Raw genomic sequence first — 17,536 nt, 5'->3', positions numbered from 1 at the left:
AGCACCTCAGGCGGCATGGGGCGGCGCGGGGGCGATGGGGTAGCGCCCGTGGCGGTGGACCGCCTCGGACACCGCGTCGAGCACCAGCTCGGAGACCTGCCAGGGGATCTCGCCGTGGTGCTCGGTGAGCAGGAAGCGGCTGCCGGGGCCGGCCTCGGCGATGGCGGCGCGGGCCGTGGCGGCCGCCTGGTCCGGCGTGGCGGCAGCCAGGGACAGGGAGTCGAGCCCGCCCAGCAGCGCCAGCTGCCCGCGGCAGGCCGCCTTGAGCGCGCCCAGCGCCTCGAAGGGCGAGCCGCCCACGCCCAGCGCCCCGGCGTCGATGGCGTCCGGCACCCGCCGGAGCCCGCGCGCCGAGGCGGAGCTCAGGACCACCGGCCCCTTCAGCGCCTTGAGGCACCGGTTGACCGAGGGCCTGGCCAGGCCGAGGTAGATGGAGTCCGGCACCAGGTCCGGCGAGGCCACCGGGTCGAAGAACACCAGCAGGTCGGCGCCGGCCGCCAGCTGGGCGTTGCCCCAGGCGGTGGTGAAGGCCTCGTTGACGGCGATGAGCCGCTCGGCCACCGCCGGCTCCTCGTGCAGCAGCTCGAACCAGCGCGGCAGGCCGAGCTGCATGGCGGGCAGGGAGAAGGGCGAGACCACCGCGCCCAGCACCGGGCAGTCGCCGGCGACCCGCGCGGCCAGCAGCCGGGTGGCCTGCAGGGTGCGGACCAGGCCCGGCACCTCCTCGAACCGGGGCGGCTGGAGCCGCAGGATCCCGGCCGTGTCGTCGAGGGGCGGCGCGCCGGCGTTGGCCGGGCCGTCGTCGTACAGCTGGCTCTCGCCCCCGAAGGCCTCCACCTCCAGGCTGGCGTAGTGGAAGGCGGTCACCACGTCGTGGCCCAGGCGGGCGCGCAGGCGCACCTGCCCCTCCGCCACGTTCTCGGGCCGGGTGAAGTAGTCGCGCAGCGGCACGCCCACGGCCCGGGCCCCGTGCATGGTGACCGGCAGGAAGAACGGCACCCGGTCCGGATCGCGGCCCGCCAGCATCTCGCCGATCCGCCGCGAGGAGGTGAGCGCGGTCACGGGCGCACCCCCAGCGCCAGGGCCAGCCGCGGGGCGTCGGAGGCCGAGGGTCCCCAGGCGTCGGCGCCCACCCGCTGCCAGAGCCCGGGGTCGAGCCGGAAGGGGGCGCCGCCCACCACCACCGGGGCCCGGCAGCCGCGGGTCCGCAGCCCATCCACCACGTCCTGCACCCGCAGCGCCGCCCGCAGCATGAGGGTGGAGATCATCACCACCGTGGCCCCCTCGCCGGCCGCCCGCTCCGCCAGGTCGCGGGCCGACAGCCCGGCGCCCAGGTCGAGCACCGGCAGGCCGGCGGTGTGCAGGTAGGCCAGCACCAGCCGCTTGCCGAGCACGTGCTGGTCCTCCAGCACCGCCAGGGCCACCCGCGGGGCGCCGGCCGGCCTGGCCGGTCGCGGCAGGAGCCGCGTCACCAGGTCCTCCGCCAGCCGCCCGGCCATGTAGACCTGGGAGAGCGAGACGCTGCCCTCCTCCCAGGCGCTCCCCACCCGGTCGAGCGCAGGCACCAGCAGCTGGTCGATGACCTGCTCGGGGGTGGCGGCGTCGAGGGCGTCGCGGACCAGGCTGGTCACCCGGGCCCGATCGACGGCGATGAAGGCGCGCTCGAGCGCTTCGAGCGCCAGGAGCGGGGCGGTGGAGGTCATGGGCTCCCCTGATGGCAGCCGTCCGCGGCGCGCCGGCTGCGGCCATAGTCGCTCCCCGCGGCGGTGGGCGCAATGCGACACGGGGCGCCGCGAGGTGCGCCGCCACGCGCCCGCGGGCGCGGCCGGGGGCCGTGCCCGGGCCGGGTCCGGCGCGACGGGGCTTTACTGACCCGCCGATCTTCACTAGACGTATCGCCAGCAAACGCCTGGGGCAGACGGAGCGTCGCCCCTCCACACCTGCCGAGGGCCCCACCATGACGTCGTCCGACACCGCCGCGCGCCACCGCTGGAAGTTCTACCGGGTCGGCGGGCTCGACCAGGTGGCGCTGGAGACCAGCGACGACCTGGCCAACCTGCGCCACCTCGACCAGAAGCTCTGGGTGGCGCTCTCCTGCCCGGTCCACGGGCTGGAGCTCGACGAGAAGACGCTGGACCTGCTGGACCTCGACCACGACGGCCGGGTGCGCTCGCCCGAGCTCCTGGCGGCGCTCGAGTGGTGCCGGGTGCGCCTGCGTGACCTGGGCGCCATCATCCCGGGCAAGGCGGCGCTGCCGCTGGCCGCCATCCATCCGGAGACCAGGGAGGGCAAGGCGCTCCTGGGCGCCGTCCGGCGCATCCTGGCCAGCCGGGGCAAGCCCGCCGCCGCCGAGGTGACCGCCGAGGACGTGAAGGACCTCAGCAACGTCTTCGCCGCCACGCGCTTCAACGGCGACGGCGTGGTGCCGCCGGAGTCGGCCGAGGACCCGGCCACGCGCCAGGTGCTGCTGGACGCGCTGGCCTGCGTGGGCGGCGTGCAGGATCGGAGCGGCCAGCCGGGGCTTGACCGGAAGCACCTGGAGGCCTTCTTCGCCGAGCTGGCCGCCTTCGCCGAGTGGCGCCGGGCCGGCGAGGCCCCCGGCGTGATGGCCTTCGGGCCCGCCACCCCGGCGGCCTTCGAGGCGGTGCGGGCGGTGCGCGCCAAGGTGGAGGACTTCTTCACCCGCTGCCGCCTGGCGGCCATGGACCCGCGCGGCGCGGCGCTCCTCAACCGGGCCGACGCCGAGGTCACCGCGCTGGCGGCCGGCCAGCTCTCGGCGGCCAGCGCCGAGGTGGGCGCCTTCCCCATCGCCCGGATCGAGCCGGGGCGGGCGCTGCCGCTGGAGGCGGGGGTCAACCCGGCCTGGGCCAGCGCGCTGGCGGCGCTGCAGCAGACCGCGGTGGCGGCCGCCTGGGGCCCTGGCAGGGCGACCCTGGAGGCCGGCGAATGGGCGGCGCTGCAGGCCACCCTGGCGCCCTACGAGGCCTGGCTGGCCACCAGGAAGGGCGGGAAGGTGGAGCCGCTCGGCCCGGCGCGGGCCGCGGCCCTGCTGGCCGGCTCCGGGCGGGCGGCGGTGGAGGCGCTGCTGGCCCAGGACGAGGCGGTGGCCGACGAGTCCAACGCGGTGGCCGACGTGGCGCGGCTGGTCCACTACCACCGCGACCTCTTCGTGCTGCTCAAGAACTTCGTCTCCTTCGCCGACTTCTACGACGCCGGGGTGCCGGCCATCTTCCAGGCCGGCACGCTCTACCTCGACGCCCGCAGCTGCGAGCTGTGCGTCAGGGTGGACGACCCGGGGGCCCACGCCGGGCTGGCCGGCATGTCGCGCATGTACATCGCCTACTGCGAGTGCCGGCGGCCCAGCGGCGAGAAGATGAAGATCGCCGCCTGCTTCACCCAGGGTGACGCCGACTTCCTGACGGTGGGGCGCAACGGGCTCTTCTACGACCGCAAGGGCCAGGACTGGGACGCCACCATCGTCAAGATCGTGGAGAACCCCATCTCCATCCGGCAGGCCTTCTTCTCGCCGTACAAGAAGTTCCTGCGCTTCGTGGAGGCGCAGGTGGCCCGCTTCGCTGCCGAGAAGGAGAAGGAGTCCGACGCCAAGGTGGCGGCCGCCGCCAGCGCCACCGCGGGCGCGGCCACCCTGGGCGGCGCGGCGCCGCTCCCGGCGGCCCCGGCGGTGGACGTCGGCAAGATGGTCGGCATCATCGCCGCCCTCGGCGTCGGCGTGGGGGCCCTCGGCACCCTCTTCGGGGGCTTCGTGGCCGGCTTCATGTCGCTCGAGCCCTGGTGGGCCAAGGTGGCCGGCCTGGCCGGCATGGTGATGGCCATCTCCGGACCGTCCATGCTCATCGCCTGGCTCAAGCTCCGCCAGCGCACCCTGGGGCCGGTGCTCGACGCCAACGGCTGGGCCATCAACGGCCGGGTGGCCATCAACCTCCCGCTGGGCACCGCGCTGACCGCCCGGGCCGCGCTGCCGGCGGGCTCCAGCCGCTCGCTGGAGGACCCCTTCGAGGACGTGGTGGCCAAGGAGCGCCGTCGGCTCCTCTGGCTGGTGGCGGTGGTGGTGGCGGCGGCGCTGGCCTGGACCCGTCACCACGGGCAGTGGCCCTTCGGGCCCTGGCCGTGGTAGCGGCGGCGGCGTGACCGCCGGGGCCTTCCCCAGCCCGCGCCAGCGCGCGGTGCTGCTGCCGCTGTTCAAGGCCGTCATGGCCTGGCACCGGCCGCGGGGCCACGGGGTCGAGCAGGTGCCCACCGACCGGCCGGTGGTCTACGTGGGCAAGCACCCCCAGGGCTTCCTCTACACCGAGGTCATCGCCTTCGGGATGCTGGCCTACTTCGCCCGGCTGCAGCGGCCGGCCTTCAAGGTGCTGGAGAAGCAGGACACCTCCCTCCACCGGGCGCCGGTGCTCGGCTGGCTGCGGCGCAACTTCAACGCCATCCCGGCCAGCGAGGAGGCCGGGGTGGCGGCGCTGCGCGGCGGCGAGTCGTTGCTGGTGTTCCCGGGCGGGGCGCGCGAGCTGCACGGCGAGCCCGACCGCCTGCGCTGGGAGGGGCGGCGCGGCTACGCCCGCATGGCGGCCCGGGCCGGCGCGCCGGTGGTGCCGTTCGCCATCGCGGGCGCCGACCAGCAGCACCCGTGGAGGCTGAGGCTGGGGCGGAAGCACACCCTCTGGCTGCCGCCGCTGCCGCTGCCGGTCAGGCTGGACGTCTGGTTCGGCGCGCCGCTCTCGCCGCCCCCGCCGGACGACGAGGCGGCGGTGGTGGCCTTCGCCGAGGCGGTGCGCCTGGCCACCCAGGCGCTGCTCGACGGGGCGATGCGGGCGCGGCGCGGCGGCTGAGCGGCGGCTGGGGTGGCGCGACCCCGGCTCCGGCGCCGGGGGGAGAGCGCCGGCCGGGCGTGGGGGGGCCACGCCCGGCCGGCCTGCCCGCTGCGGGACGCGCCAGCAGGGCCATCAGGTGGAGCGGGCGGGACGAGAGGGGGTCGTCTCGCCGCCGCGCGGGGGGGACGCTGCGGCTGCTCCTGCTGGCCTGACTCCCGGGGGCGGCCGGAGCGGTCACCGGAAACCGGGTCCGCCCCCTCAGGGTGCCGCCCACCCCGAGCGCAGCCCGGGCCTGGCCCGGAGCGCCGTCAGGCCCGGGCCGGCGCGGCGCCCGGTGCGGCCGCCGCCGCCAGCTCCAGCGCCTCGCCGAGGTCGTCGCACAGGCGCACGTCGGTGCGCTTCTCGAAGCCGGCCCGCGCCAGCAGGGTGCGCGGCTGGATGCGCAGGCCGGACAGGATGGCCAGGCAGCGCCGCTCCGCCAGCGTGGACACCGCGCTCTCCAGCGCCACCAGGCCGGTGACGTCCATGGCGTGGACCTCGTCCATGCGCAGCACCACCGCGTGGGTGGGCCGCTCGGCCACCTGCCCCACCACGCTCATGGCCTTCTGGGCGGCGCCGAAGAAGAGCGCCCCCGAGATGTCGTAGACCAGCACGCCGGCCGGCACGTGGCTCACCTGGCCCGGGGTGGCGGGCTCCATCAGGCGCGACTGGGTCACGTCGGCCATGCGGCGCATGAAGAGCAGCGCGGCCAGCACCATGCCCACCGAGACCCCGATGACCATGTCGAAGAGCACGGTGAGCGTGAAGCAGGCCAGCAGGGTGGCCACGTCGCTCTTGGGCGCCACCTTGACGATGTGGCCGAAGTGGCGCGCCTCCGACATGTTCCAGGCCACCTGCACCAGCAGCGCCGCCAGCGCCGCCATGGGCAGGAAGCCGAGGGCCGGCGCCAGCGCCAGCACCGCCAGCAGGACGGTGGCGGCGTGGAACACCGACGCCAGCGGGGAGCGCGCGCCGGAGCGGACGTTGGTGGCGGTGCGGGCGATGGCGCCGGTGGCCGGGATGCCGCCGAAGAACGGCCCCACCATGTTGCCCACCCCCTGGGCCAGCAGCTCGGCGTCGGGGTCGTGGCGGGTGCGGGCCATGCCGTCGGCCACCACCGCCGAGAGCAGGGACTCGATGGCACCCAGCATGGCCACCGCGAAGGCGCCGGGCAGGATGGCCCGCAGGGTGGCGAAGGAGAGCTCCAGCGGGACGCCGTCCGGGCCGGGCTGCAGCCAGGGCAGGAGCGGCAGCGGCGGCAGCTGGGGGATGCCGGCCACCACCACCCCGCCCACCGCGGTCTGGAAGCGGGTGGCGATGGTGGCGAGCTCGAGGCCGGGGACCAGGGCGCCCAGCGCCAGCACCAGCAGGGCCGCCGCCGGCAGCGCCACGATGGGGGCCGGGATGCGCCGGTCGAAGCGGGGCCAGAGGCGCAGCACGGCGAAGGTGGAGGCGCCCACCACCAGCTCCCACGGCGAGAAGGTGCCGCGGGCGTCCCACATGGCCAGCAGCCGCTCCACGTAGTGCTCCGGCGCGGAGGCCAGCCGGAGGCCCAGCAGGTCCTTCACCTGCAGGGTGGCGATGACCACCGCGATGCCGGCGGTGAAGCCGGTGGTGACCGGGTTGGGGATGAACTCGATGAGCTTGCCGGCCCGCAGCAGGGCCATGGCCACCAGCATGAGGCCGGCCAGGAAGCCGGAGAGGAGCAGGCCGCCCATGCCGAAGCGGGTGTAGATGGGGGCCAGGATGACGATGAAGGCGGCGGTGGGGCCGGACACCTGCATCCGCGAGCCGCCCAGCACCGCGATGACGGCCCCGGTGACGATGGAGGTGTAGAGGCCGTACTGCGGCGCCACGCCCACCGCGATGGCCAGCGCCATGGCGAGCGGCAGCGCCACCACCCCCACCACCAGGCCGGCCAGCAGGTCGGCGCGCAGGTCGGGCCAGCCGTAGCCCTCCCGCCAGGCGGCGCGCAGGGCGGCCGCCGGCAGCTTGCGGAGCGGGATCTCGCCCTGGGAGGCCAGGTACCGGGTGAGCGCCATGGGCGGGGTGATACTCCACTGGACCCGGTCCCGGTGCAACAGGCGGCTGGCCCGCCACGCCGCCCGGACCCCCACGCACGGCCCGTCGCGTCCACGCCCTCACCTGCGGTATGGGACGGCCAGGGGGGGCGACGTGCCCATCGAGTGGACCGACGACCTGGCGACCGGCATCGCCACCATCGACGCGCAGCACCAGGAGCTCTACCGCCGGGTGGCGGCGCTGCACGGGATGATGCGCCAGGCCGACCTGGCCAGGCTGCCCGAGGTGCTGGACTACCTGGCGCGCTACACCCTGGAGCACTTCGCCGAGGAGGAGCGCCAGATGGCCGCGGCCGGCTACCCGGGGCTGGAGGCGCACGCGCGGCACCACGCCAGGTTCGTGGAGGACCTGGGGCGCCAGCGGGCCGGGCTGTCGGGCCGGATCACCGGCTCGGCGGTGCTGGCGCTGTCCACCTGGCTGGGCGAGTGGCTGCGCGACCACGTCCGCAAGGTGGACGGGGAGATGGCCCGCTTCCTGCGGCGGCCCCGGGCCTGTTGAGGGGGGCGGCCGATCCGGCGACGGGAGGGGAGCCCTGCTCGGCCGCTCAGGCCGGGCGGCGCACCGGCGTGCCCAGGTGGTCCACCGGGCCGCGTCCGTGACCCACGGTGTAGGCGCCCCGCAGGGCCTCGGTGAGCCAGGCCTTGGCGCCGGCCACGGCGTCGAGCAGCGGCTCGCCCAGGGCCAGCCGCGCGGCGATGGCGGCCGAGAGGGTGCAGCCGGTGCCCTGGGTGTGGCGGGTGTCGACGCGCTCGCCCGGCAGCTCCACCACCCGCTGGCCGTCGCAGAAGACGTCCAGGGCAGGGCCGGCCAGCCGGCCGCCCTTGAGGAGCACGGCCTGGGCGCCCAGGGCGACCAGGTCGCGGGCCGCCCCCCGCATGGCCGCCGCGTCGGGCACGGGGCGCCCGAGCAGCGCCTCGGCCTCGAAGAGGTTGGGCGTGATGAGCGTGGCCCGCGGGAAGAGCGCCTCCACGTAGGCGCGCTGCGCCCCGGCGTCGAGGAGCCGGTCGCCGCTCTTGGCCACCATGACCGGGTCCACCACCAGCGGCCCGAGCCGCAGGCGGCCGGCCGCCTCGGCCACCGCCCGGATGATGGGCTCGGTGGCCAGCATGCCGGTCTTGGTCGCGGCCACCGCCATGTCGGTGGCCACGGCCTCCAGCTGCGCCACCACCATGGCGGGCTCGAGCGCCACCCAGGCGGTCACCGCCACCGAGTTCTGCGCGGTCACGGCGGTGATGGCGCTGGTGCCGTGCAGCCGGTGGGCGGCGAAGGTGCGGAGGTCGGCCTGGATCCCGGCGCCGCCGCCCGAATCGGAGCCCGCGATGGTGAGTGCGACCAGCATGAGGCTGTGAGTAGGCCGGGGACGGGCGGGGTGCAAGGGGAGGGGTCGGGGTCAGGGTCGGGGTCAGGGTCGGGGTCGGGGTCGGGGTCGGGGTCAGGGTCAGGGTCAGGGTCAGGGTCGGGGTCGGGGTCAGGGTCAGGGTCAGGGTCAGGGTCAGGGTCAGGGTAGGGGTAGGGGTAGCGGTAGGGGTAGCGGTAGGGGTCGCGTTCACGGGGATCTGCTCTCCCTCTCCCCCACACCGTGGGGGAGAGGGCCGGGGTGAGGGGGCCCCCGGAGGTCGCGCGCGCATGCCCGATGCATCGGTGTGCCGGCATGGACGCCTGCCCGTCGGACCCGGGAGGTAGAACCCCAGCCGTGGACGCCCCGCTCACGCTCCGGCCCGGCGACGGGCGCTACCCGGCCTCGCTGGCGCGCGCCGCGCCGCCGCCTGCCGAGCTGCGGCTGCGCGGGTCGCTCGGCGCGCCGCGCCGGCGGGTCGCCGTGGTGGGGGCGCGCGCCACCGACGCCACCGGCCGCGACACGGCCCGCCGGCTGGGGCGCGGCCTGGCCCGCGGTGGCGTGTCGGTGGTCTCCGGGGGCGCCCTGGGGGTGGACGCGGCCGCCCACGAGGGGGCGCTGGAGGTGGGTGGCCACACCGTGGCGGTGCTGGGCTGCGGGGTGGACGTGAGCTACCCGCCCAGCCACCGCGACCTCTTCGCCCGCATCCTGGAGGGCGGCGGCGCGCTCCTCTCCGAGCTGGCCGATGGCGCCGCGGCCGCCCCCTGGACCTTCCCGCGGCGCAACCGGCTGGTGTCGGCCCTGGCCGACGCGGTGGTGGTGGTGCGGGCCGGGGCGCGCAGCGGCGCGCTCATCACGGCGGCCCTGGCCCGCGCCCAGGGCGTGCCGCTCCTGGCCGTGCCGGGCGACGTGGACAACCCGCTGGCGGCCGGGCCCAACCGGCTGCTGCGGGAGGGCGCCGGCGCCGTCACCGGAGCGGAGGACGTGCTGGCCTTCCTGGGGCTTTCGCCGGGCGCGCAGGCCGAGCTGCCGCTGGCCGGCCTGCCGCCGCCGGAGCGGGCCCTGCTGGGCGCGCTCGGCGCCACGCCAGCCCACGCCGACCAGCTGGCCCGCGCGGCCGGCCTGGCGCCCGGGGCGGCGCTGGCCGCGCTCCTCTCGCTGGAGCTGGCCGGCCTGGCCGAGCAGCGCCCCGGCCTCCGCTTCCGGCGCGGGGACGGGTGAGGCGCCGCCCGTGAGCCGCGCGGCCGGCCGCACGCTGCTGGTGGTGGAGTCGCCCGCCAAGGGGAAGACCCTGCAGGCGGCGCTGGGGCCGGAGGTCTCGGTGATGGCCACCCTCGGCCACCTGGTGGACCTGCCCGAGGCCACCCTCGGCGTGGACGTGGAGCGCGGCTTCGAGCCGCGCTACGACGTGCTGAAGGGCAAGAACCGGCTCCTCTCCGACCTGAAGCGGGCGGCCCGCGAGGCCTCGCAGGTGCTGCTGGCCACCGACCCCGACCGCGAGGGCGAGGCCATCGCCTGGCTGCTGGCCGAGGCCCTGGGCGCGCCCGGCGGCGGGCCCTCGGTGCGCCGGGTGCTGCTGCGCGAGCTCACGCCCGACGCCATCCGCGCCGCGGTGGCCGCGCCGCTCCCGCTGGACCGGTCCCGCTTCGAGGCGCAGCAGGCGCGCCGCATCCTCGACCGGCTGGTCGGCTTCCAGGCCAGCCCGGTGCTCTGGACCCGGGTGCGGCGCGGCCTCTCGGCGGGCCGGGTGCAGTCGGTGGCGGTGCGGCTGGTGGTGGAGCGGGAGCGGGCGCGGCGGGCCTTCCGGCCCGAGGTGCGCTGGCCGGTGGAGGTGGTGGTGGAGGCGCCGGGCGCCCCGGCCTTCCGCGCCCGCCTGGCCGCGCTCCCGGGGGAGGAGGTCCCGGCGGCCGACGAGGCGGCGGCCGAGGCGCAGCTCGCTGCCCTGCGCGGCGCCCGCTTCACGGTGGCCGAGGTGCGCGCCACGCCCCGGGCGCTGCCGGCCCCCCCGCCCTTCACCACCGCCACGCTCCAGCAGGAGGCCTCGGCGCGGCTCGGCCTGTCGCCGCGCCGGACCATGGCGCTGGCGCAGCGGCTCTACGAGGGCGTGGACCTCGGCGAGGAGGGGGTGGTGGGGCTGGTCAGCTACGTGCGCACCGACTCCACCCACCTCGGGCCGGCCGCGGTGGAGGCCGCCCGGCGCCACGCCGAGGCGACCTTCGGGCCAGCTGCGCTGCCTCCGGCGCCCAACGTCTTCCCGGGCCGGGCGGTCGCCCAGGCGGCGCACGAGGCCATCCGGCCCACCGACGTGGCCCGCACCCCGGCTCGTCTGGCGCCCCGCTTCCGGGCGCTCCGGGAGCGCGACCTGGGCCGGCTCTACCGGCTGGTGTGGGAGCGGTTCCTGGCCTGCCAGCTGAGCCCAGCCAGGCTGGAGGAGACCCAGGTGATGGTGCTGGCCGAGGGGCCGGGCCTGGTCACCGCCCGGCTCGAGGCGCGCGGCCTGGCGCTCGGCGCGCCGGGCTGGCTGGCGGTCCACGAGGGAGGCTTGCAGGCCGTGGTGGAGCCGCCGGAGGGCGCCGGGGCCGGCCCGACGCCGTCCACGCAGGCGCCGGTCTCGCCGACGCCGCTCCCGGCGCTCTCGGCCGGCCAGCCGCTGGTGCTGGTGGGGCTCGACGTGGCGCGCCACGCCACGGCGCCCCCGGCGCGCTTCACCGAGGCCACCCTGGTGCAGGCGCTGGAGGGGGGAGGGCTGGGGCGTCCCTCCACCTTCGCGGCCATCGTCGACACCGTGCAGGCGCGCGGCTACGTGGAGCGCTCGGGGAGGGAGCTCTTCCCCACGCCGCTGGGCGAGCGGGTCACCGACGCCCTGCTGGCCTGCTTCCCGCAGGAGCTCGGGGTGGCCTTCACGGCGCGGCTCGAGGCGCGGCTCGACGAGGTGGAGGCCGGTCGGGCCGACTGGCGGCAGGTGCTGGCGGAGTTCTACGGGCCGTTCCAGGCGGCGCTGGCGCGGGCGGGCGGAGGGGCCGGGTCGGGTTCGGGTTCGGGGTCGGGGTCGGGCTCGGGCTCGGGCTCGGGCTCGGGGTCGGGGTCGGGCTCGGGGTCGGGGTCGGGCTCTCTGCGGTGGGTGGTTCGACCAGCGCCTTCTACTGTCCGGACTGCGGCAAGCCCATGGCGGTCCGGTGGGGCCGACGGGGGGAGTTCCTGGCCTGCAGCGGCTACCCGGGCTGCCGGCGCACCCGAGACATCCGGCGCGTCGACGGCGCCATCGAGGTGGTGACCCACCAGGCCGTCGAGGCCGCGGCCGAGCCCTGCCCGAAGTGCGGGGCGGCCATGGCGGCCCGGCGCGGCCGCTTCGGGGTCTTCCTGGCCTGCACCAGGCGGCCGGCCTGCGACGGGGCGCGGGCGCCGTCCACCGGGGTGTCTTGCCCGCGGGCATGCGGCGGAGAGGTGGTCGAGCGCCGCTCCCAGCGCGGCAAGACCTTCTTCGGCTGCTCCACCTGGCCGGGCTGCGACTTCGTGTCGTGGGACCGGCCGGTCGGGGCGCCCTGCCCGGACTGCGGCGGGACGTGGCTGGTGGAGGTGGTCTCGCGGCGCCTGGGACCCGCGCTGGCGTGCCCCGACAAGAACTGTGGGTACCGGCGCGCCGTGGTCGGCGGCACGGCGGGAAGGGATCCGTCCGCTTGACACCCTCGGCGGGCTGCTGATAGGAAATTCGCCTGTCTATTCGCTAACAAGGCCGTACATGGTGCGCGCCTTCCCCACCCGCCTTCAGCCCCGTCGAGAGGCAACGATGATCCAGACCCTGGCCGAGTTCTTCAAGGAGGGCGGCCCGTTCATGTTCGTGAACGTGGTGACCAGCGCCGTGGCGATCGCCATCATCGTGGAGCGGGTGGTCGTGCTGGCCTTCAAGCTCAACCTGAACGCGGGACCCTTCATGGAGCAGGTCCAGAAGCTGGTGCTCTCCGGCAACGTCGACCGCGCCGTCAAGCTGTGCGGCGCCGCTCCCAACGCCGCCCTCTCCCGCGTGGTCCGCGCCGGCTTGACCCGCGCCAACCGCGGGGAGCAGGAGGTGGCCCGGGCGCTGGAGGAGGCCGTGCTGGAGGTGACGCCGCTGGTCGGCAAGCGCATCGCCCCGCTCTGGTCGCTGGCCAACGTGGCCACCCTGGTGGGCCTCATCGGCACCATCACCGGCCTCATCGGCACCTTCAAGTCGCTGGGCGCGGCCAGCCCCGAGATGAAGCAGATCATGCTCTCCAAGGGCATCTCGGAGGCCATGAACAACACCGCCTTCGGCCTCACCATCGCCGTGGTCTGCATCGTGGCCCACCTGCTGCTGAGCTCGAAGGCCAAGGCCATGATCGAGGAGGTGGAGTTCAACGCCCTCCGCCTCGAGAACCTGCTGAGCCGGCGCGGCGCGGGCGAGACCAACCCGCTCGAGTCGGCCGGCGCCTAGCCCCGGTCCCAGCCACATGCAAGGACGGGCCTGATGCGGCGGCGCATCCGCGAAGAGGAGGAGACGGGCGAGCTCAACATCGTCCCGTACCTCGACGTGGTGGTGAACCTGGTGATGTTCATGCTCCTCAGCATGACCGGGCTCATCACGCTCGGCGTCCTCAACGTCTCGGCGCCCAAGATCGGCGGGGAGGGCGGGGCCGCGGCGGCCGCGGCCGAGGCCGGCCCGAAGCTGCTGCTCACGGTGGCCATCGGCAAGCAGGGCTTCTACATCGCCGGGGCCGGCGGGGTGCTGGGCTCGGACGCCAACGCCTCCGACCTGACCCGCCCGCCCACCGTGCCGCTCAAGGGCGACGGCCGCTACGACTACGCGGCCCTGTCGCAGCAGCTGGCCGGCATCAAGGAGAAGTTCCCCAGCGAGACCCAGATCATCCTCAGCGCCGACGGCGAGGTCGTCTACGACACCCTCATCCAGACCATGGACGCCTGCCGCGAGCTGCTGGTGAAGAACCCCGACGGCACCGCCGAGCGCAAGGCGCTCTTCTTCGACGTCTCGCTCTCGGTGATCGGGTGAGCCATGGCCACTGAACCGCGCCCGGCCGCGCCGACCGCCATCGAGCTCGAGCGGGAACGCCAGACCCGCAAGGACCGGCGCGCCCGCCGCAAGGTGCGGGAGCGGGCCGGGGAGATCAAGGAGCTCAACATCGTCGCCATGATGGACATGATGACGATCCTCCTGGTCTTCCTGCTCAAGTCCTACCAGGCCTCCACGCTCAACGTGAACATGAGCGCCGACCTGACCATCCCGGCCTCCAGCACCCAGCTCCAGCCCCAGGAGAACATCACCGTCACGGTGTCCATGAGCGAGCTGGCGGTGAACGACCGGGCGGTGCTGCCGCTGGCGGGGGGCGTCATCCCGCCCCGCTACAAGGACGGGCAGAAGGCCGAGGCCTTCTACGTCGGCCCCATCTACGACGCGCTCAAGAAGGAGGTCGACAAGCAGAAGTACATCGCCCAGTACAACAAGAACGCGCCGTTCTCGGGCCGCATCAACGTGGTGGCCGACAAGAAGATCACCTACCGGACGCTGATGGAGGTGCTCTACACGGCCGGCCAGGCCGAGCTGGGCGAGTACAAGTTCATGGTGATGAAGAACGAGTGAGCCGCCCGCGCCCGGGCGCCACCCGCCGCAGCGCCCGCGCCGGCCGCCCCCTCGGGACGGCCGGCGTCGTCGCGCCGAGGGCCCGTCAGTGGCGCGCCACCGCCTCGCGGACCTCCTCGCAGCCGGTGCAGCGCAGCGCCCAGGGCAGCGCCTCCAGCCGGCGGGGCTCGATGGCCGCGCCGCAGGTGGCGCAGGTGCCGTAGCCGCCCTGGTCCAGCCGCTCCAGGGCCGCGTCGATGCGCCGGACCTCCAGCCGCTCGGCCTCGCCCAGCAGCTCCAGGTCGAGGAGCCCCTGCTCGGCCTGGGCCTCCTCCTCCAGCTCGTGGCCGCGCTCCGCGTCGCGGAGGGCGTCGTGCACGGCCCCGGCGTGGCGGGTGGCCAGCGCGATGGCGCGGCGTCGCCTGAGGAGCTCGTCCTTCGCCTCGGACAGCTTGAGTGGGGTCACGTTGCGCTCCTTTCGATCCAGAGCCTATACCCCGGGCCGATCCAGGGTGAGCCCCGGCCGGGGCTCTTGCGGGTGCGAGGCGTGATGACGCAGCGGGTGACCATCGTGGGTGGCGGGCTGGCCGGCAGCGAGGCGGCCTGGCGGCTGGCGCGGGCCGGCGTGGCGGTGGACCTCTTCGAGATGAAGCCGGCGCGCCGGTCGCCGGCGCACGTGCTCGACGGCCTCTGCGAGCTGGTCTGCTCCAACTCGCTCCGCTCCGACAACCCGCTCAACGCGGTGGGGCTGCTGCACGAGGAGCTGCGCCGGCTCGGCAGCCTGGTGCTGGAGTCGGCCGACGCCACCCGGGTGCCGGCCGGCGACGCGCTGGCGGTGGACCGCGAGCGGTTCAGCCGGCTGGTGACCGAGCGGCTGGCGGCGCACCCGCTGGTGCGGCTTCGCCACGAGGAGGTGACGGCGCTGCCGGCCGGGCCCGGACCGGCGCTGCTGTGCACCGGCCCGCTCACCGCCGACGCGCTGGCCGCCGAGCTCTCGGCGCTGGCCGGGGGCAGGCTGGCCTTCTACGACGCCATCGCGCCCATCGTGGCCGACGAGTCGATCGACCGCACCGTGGCCTACGCCCGCTCCCGCTACGACAAGGGGTCGGGGCCCGACTACCTCAACCTGCCCTTCGACGAGCCCCAGTACCGGGCCTTCGTGGCGGCGCTGCTGGCCGGCGAGAAGGTGGCGGCGCACGACTTCGAGCAGCCCCGCTACTTCGAGGGCTGCCTGCCCATCGAGGTGATGGCCGAGCGGGGGCTGGAGGTGCTGTCGCACGGCCCCATGAAGCCGGTGGGGCTGGAGGACCCGCGCACCGGCCTCAGGCCGCACGCGGTGGTGCAGCTGCGCCGCGAGGACCAGGCCGGCACCGCCTGGAACCTGGTGGGCTTCCAGACGCGGCTCACCTGGCCGGAGCAGCGCCGCATCTTCCGGGAGCTGGTGCCCGGCCTGAAGGACGCCGAGTTCGTGCGCATGGGGCAGGTCCACCGCAACACCTTCGTGGAGGCGCCGCGGGTGCTGGCGCCGGACCTGTCGATGCGGGCCGCGCCGCACCTCTTCCTGGCCGGGCAGATCACCGGCGTGGAGGGGTACGTGGAGTCGGCCGCCTGCGGCCACCTGGCGGCGCGCGCCGTGCTCGACCGGCTGGCCGGGCGGGCCTTCCGGCCGCCCCCGGCGGCCACGGCCATGGGCGCGCTGCACCGCCACCTGACCGGCGAGGCCCACCCGCCGGGCGCCGAGTACCAGCCCAGCAACGTCATCTTCGCCCTCTTCCCGCCGCTGCCCGGGCGCGTGCGCGGCGGCAAGGAGGGGCGCAAGCTGGCCCACCAGACGCGGGCGCGCCAGGAGCTCGTGCGGTGGCTCGAGTGAGGCGGGGAGGCGCAGCCGCCGCGCCGGTGGCGCTGCTCGCCGCGCTGCTGGCCTGCTCCCGCGGGGCCGGCGAGCCGGGCGCGACCCCGGCTGGCTCCGCCGGGGCGGCCGGGCGGGAGGGCGCGTCGGGCCAGGCCGTGCAGGTGACGCAGGTGGCGGCCGGGCTCAAGAAGGCGCTGCGCAGCTCGGCCGACGGGGCCTGGCTGGCCTGGCTGGACGGGTGCGTCGAGGTCGGGGGGCCGTTCCTCCCGCCCGGCACCGGGGTGTGCACCCTCTCGGTGGCGCCCGCGGCGGGCGGCGCCGCGGCGGTGGTGGCGCGCGGCGTGACCTCGCTGCCGCACGGCTTCGGCTTCGCCCCGGAGGGCTCCGCCCTGGCGGCCCTGGCCCTCTACGATCACGCGGCCGGCGCCGGCACGCTGACGCTGGTGCAGGGCGGCCAGGCGCGCGAGGTGGCGGCCGGCGCCACCTTCCACGGGTTCCTGCCCGGCGGGGTCCTGCTGGCGGTGGCGGGGGGCCAGCTCGTGGTGGTGGCCGGCGACGGGGCGGCGCGTCCGGTGGCGGGCGGCGCCGGGGTGGCCTCCTTCGACGCCGCGCCGCCCCCGTGGGGCGAGCGGGCGGTGGCCGTGCTGGCGCGCCGGCCGGCCTCGGCCGGCGGCGCCCTGCTGGCGCTCGGCCCGGATCTGGGTGCGGCCCGTCCGGTGGCGGAGCGGTCCCGCGAGTTCGGGCTGGGTCGTGGCGGGGCCTGGGCCTTCACCACGGTGGAGCCGGAGGGCGCGCTGCTGCACCTCGGGCGCGGCGGCCGGGCGGCGCCGGTGGCGCGCGGCGCCCGGGGCTTCGAGTTCTCCGCCGACGGCGCGGCGGTGGCCTGGATCTCGGAGGCGGCGCCCGGGGTGCAGGGGGACCTGCACGTGGTGGGGCCGGCGGGTGGGGCCCCGCCGCCGCTGGCTCGCCAGGTCGGTGAGCACCGGTGGGCCGCCACGGCGCCACGGCTCGCCTGGCTGGAGCGGTACGACCCGCGCACCCGCTCCGGGGTGCTCGGCACCGGCGGACCAGGCCTGCCCAGCCGCACCTTCGGCTTCGGGGTCACCGACTTCGAGCTCTCGGCGGACGGCGCCCACCTGGCCTTCCTGCGCCACACCACCGAGCGGGGCTACTCGGTCGACCTGGAGCTGGTGGAGACCGCGACCCCGACCCCGACCCCGGGTTCCGCTCTCCCTCTCCCCTCCGGGGAGAGGGCCGGGGTGAGGGGCGCCGCGACCCCGACCCCGGGTTCCACTCTCCCTCTCCCCTCCGGGGAGAGGGCCGGAGTGAGGGGCGCCGCGACCCCGACCGCCTCCACCGGGGTCCGGGGGAGGGTGGTGGCGCGCGGGGTCTTCGGCTTCACCTTCTCGCCCGACGGCCGCTGGCTCTACTACCGGACCCGCTGCACCAGGCAGGCGGAGGCCTGCGACCTGGAGCGGGTGCCCACCGGCGGGCCGCCCGACGCCAGGGGCGAGGAGCTGGCCCAGGGCGTGAAGAGCTTCGAGTTCGACCCGCACGACCCCGGGCGCCTGCTGGTGACCTGGCAGCGCCCCGACCTGGTGGCGCTCGACGTGGCGGTCTGGCAGGGCGGGAAGCTGGTGGCGGTGGACCGCGGCGCCTTGCCCGGCTCGGTGCGCTTCCTCGGCCCCGACTCGCGGCGGGTGGCCTACGCGGTGGTGGAGCCGAAGCGGGCCGGCGTGTACGTGGCGACGCTGCCGGCGCCCTGAGGCCCTGCCCGGGCCTGGGCGCGCGGCGTCCGTGCGGGACTCGCC

16 protein-coding genes are annotated in these 17,536 nt (G+C 76.2%); 11 read left to right on the top strand and 5 right to left on the bottom strand.

Annotated features, from left to right (window positions below; genetic code table 11):
* Window positions 1–6: 6 nt before the first annotated feature.
* Both IPO09_19915 and IPO09_19910 read right to left on the bottom strand, forming a co-directional pair.
* On the bottom strand, window positions 7–1,062 hold the full coding sequence (locus tag IPO09_19915) for a methylcobamide--CoM methyltransferase MtbA (GenBank protein MBK9519547.1): 1,056 nt from the start codon (window positions 1,060–1,062) through the stop codon (window positions 7–9).
* Window positions 1,059–1,703, bottom strand: a complete 645-nt coding sequence (locus IPO09_19910; protein ID MBK9519546.1) for a cobalamin-dependent protein — start codon at window positions 1,701–1,703, stop codon at window positions 1,059–1,061. The genes IPO09_19915 and IPO09_19910 overlap by 4 nt, the downstream gene beginning before the upstream one ends.
* Before the next feature lie 254 nt (window positions 1,704–1,957).
* Between IPO09_19910 and IPO09_19905 the strand changes: the two genes are divergently transcribed.
* Window positions 1,958–4,135 (top strand): hypothetical protein, encoded by a 2,178-nt coding sequence (locus IPO09_19905; GenBank protein ID MBK9519545.1) that lies wholly within the window; start codon window positions 1,958–1,960, stop codon window positions 4,133–4,135.
* Between the two features lie 76 nt (window positions 4,136–4,211).
* Window positions 4,212–4,844 carry a 1-acyl-sn-glycerol-3-phosphate acyltransferase gene (locus tag IPO09_19900; GenBank protein ID MBK9519544.1) on the top strand — a complete coding sequence of 211 codons (633 nt, stop codon included), beginning with the start codon at window positions 4,212–4,214 and terminating at the stop codon, window positions 4,842–4,844.
* A gap of 290 nt (window positions 4,845–5,134) precedes the next feature.
* On the opposite strand, the gene dauA is transcribed toward IPO09_19900, so the two are convergent.
* Window positions 5,135–6,907 (bottom strand): C4-dicarboxylic acid transporter DauA, encoded by a 1,773-nt coding sequence (dauA, locus tag IPO09_19895; protein ID MBK9519543.1) that lies wholly within the window; start codon window positions 6,905–6,907, stop codon window positions 5,135–5,137.
* Between the two features lie 133 nt (window positions 6,908–7,040).
* On the opposite strand from dauA, the gene IPO09_19890 reads away from it, so the two are divergent.
* Window positions 7,041–7,445 (top strand): hemerythrin family protein, encoded by a 405-nt coding sequence (locus IPO09_19890; GenBank protein ID MBK9519542.1) that lies wholly within the window; start codon window positions 7,041–7,043, stop codon window positions 7,443–7,445.
* A gap of 46 nt (window positions 7,446–7,491) precedes the next feature.
* Here IPO09_19890 and thiD read toward each other — a convergent pair whose 3' ends face one another.
* A complete protein-coding gene (gene thiD / locus IPO09_19885; protein ID MBK9519541.1) occupies window positions 7,492–8,286 on the bottom strand; it encodes a bifunctional hydroxymethylpyrimidine kinase/phosphomethylpyrimidine kinase in 795 nt (264 codons plus the stop codon).
* Between the two features lie 294 nt (window positions 8,287–8,580).
* On the opposite strand from thiD, the gene dprA reads away from it, so the two are divergent.
* From dprA to IPO09_19855, 6 genes are read left to right on the top strand one after another with little or no spacing between them, the layout of a single operon-like run.
* Entirely contained in the window at window positions 8,581–9,504 is a 924-nt protein-coding gene (gene dprA / locus IPO09_19880; protein ID MBK9519540.1) for a DNA-protecting protein DprA, read from the top strand.
* Between the two features lie 10 nt (window positions 9,505–9,514).
* Window positions 9,515–11,557, top strand: a complete 2,043-nt coding sequence (gene topA, locus IPO09_19875) for a type I DNA topoisomerase (protein ID MBK9519539.1) — start codon at window positions 9,515–9,517, stop codon at window positions 11,555–11,557.
* Entirely contained in the window at window positions 11,449–11,964 is a 516-nt protein-coding gene (locus IPO09_19870; protein MBK9519538.1) for a topoisomerase DNA-binding C4 zinc finger domain-containing protein, read from the top strand. The genes topA and IPO09_19870 overlap by 109 nt, the downstream gene beginning before the upstream one ends.
* Before the next feature lie 58 nt (window positions 11,965–12,022).
* Window positions 12,023–12,733, top strand: a complete 711-nt coding sequence (locus tag IPO09_19865) for a MotA/TolQ/ExbB proton channel family protein (protein MBK9519537.1) — start codon at window positions 12,023–12,025, stop codon at window positions 12,731–12,733.
* Between the two features lie 33 nt (window positions 12,734–12,766).
* Complete coding sequence (locus tag IPO09_19860) at window positions 12,767–13,306, top strand: biopolymer transporter ExbD (GenBank protein ID MBK9519536.1); 540 nt, start codon at window positions 12,767–12,769, stop codon at window positions 13,304–13,306.
* A gap of 3 nt (window positions 13,307–13,309) precedes the next feature.
* Complete coding sequence (locus tag IPO09_19855; GenBank protein ID MBK9519535.1) at window positions 13,310–13,894, top strand: biopolymer transporter ExbD; 585 nt, start codon at window positions 13,310–13,312, stop codon at window positions 13,892–13,894.
* 85 nt (window positions 13,895–13,979) lie between these two features.
* On the opposite strand, the gene IPO09_19850 is transcribed toward IPO09_19855, so the two are convergent.
* Complete coding sequence (locus IPO09_19850; protein ID MBK9519534.1) at window positions 13,980–14,339, bottom strand: TraR/DksA C4-type zinc finger protein; 360 nt, start codon at window positions 14,337–14,339, stop codon at window positions 13,980–13,982.
* An 84-nt stretch (window positions 14,340–14,423) separates the two neighbouring features.
* On the opposite strand from IPO09_19850, the gene trmFO reads away from it, so the two are divergent.
* The gene (gene trmFO / locus IPO09_19845) at window positions 14,424–15,743 is read left to right on the top strand and encodes a methylenetetrahydrofolate--tRNA-(uracil(54)-C(5))-methyltransferase (FADH(2)-oxidizing) TrmFO (protein ID MBK9519533.1); all 1,320 of its coding nucleotides are present in this window, start codon (window positions 14,424–14,426) and stop codon (window positions 15,741–15,743) included.
* Between the two features lie 26 nt (window positions 15,744–15,769).
* The gene (locus IPO09_19840; protein MBK9519532.1) at window positions 15,770–17,491 is read left to right on the top strand and encodes a hypothetical protein; all 1,722 of its coding nucleotides are present in this window, start codon (window positions 15,770–15,772) and stop codon (window positions 17,489–17,491) included.
* Window positions 17,492–17,536 lie beyond the last annotated feature (45 nt).

It is taken from the genome of Anaeromyxobacter sp. (assembly GCA_016718565.1).
Lineage (GTDB): Bacteria > Myxococcota > Myxococcia > Myxococcales > Anaeromyxobacteraceae > JADKCZ01.
The sequence above is the reverse complement of the archived record's forward strand: the minus strand, read 5'-3'. Positions and strand labels throughout refer to the sequence as shown.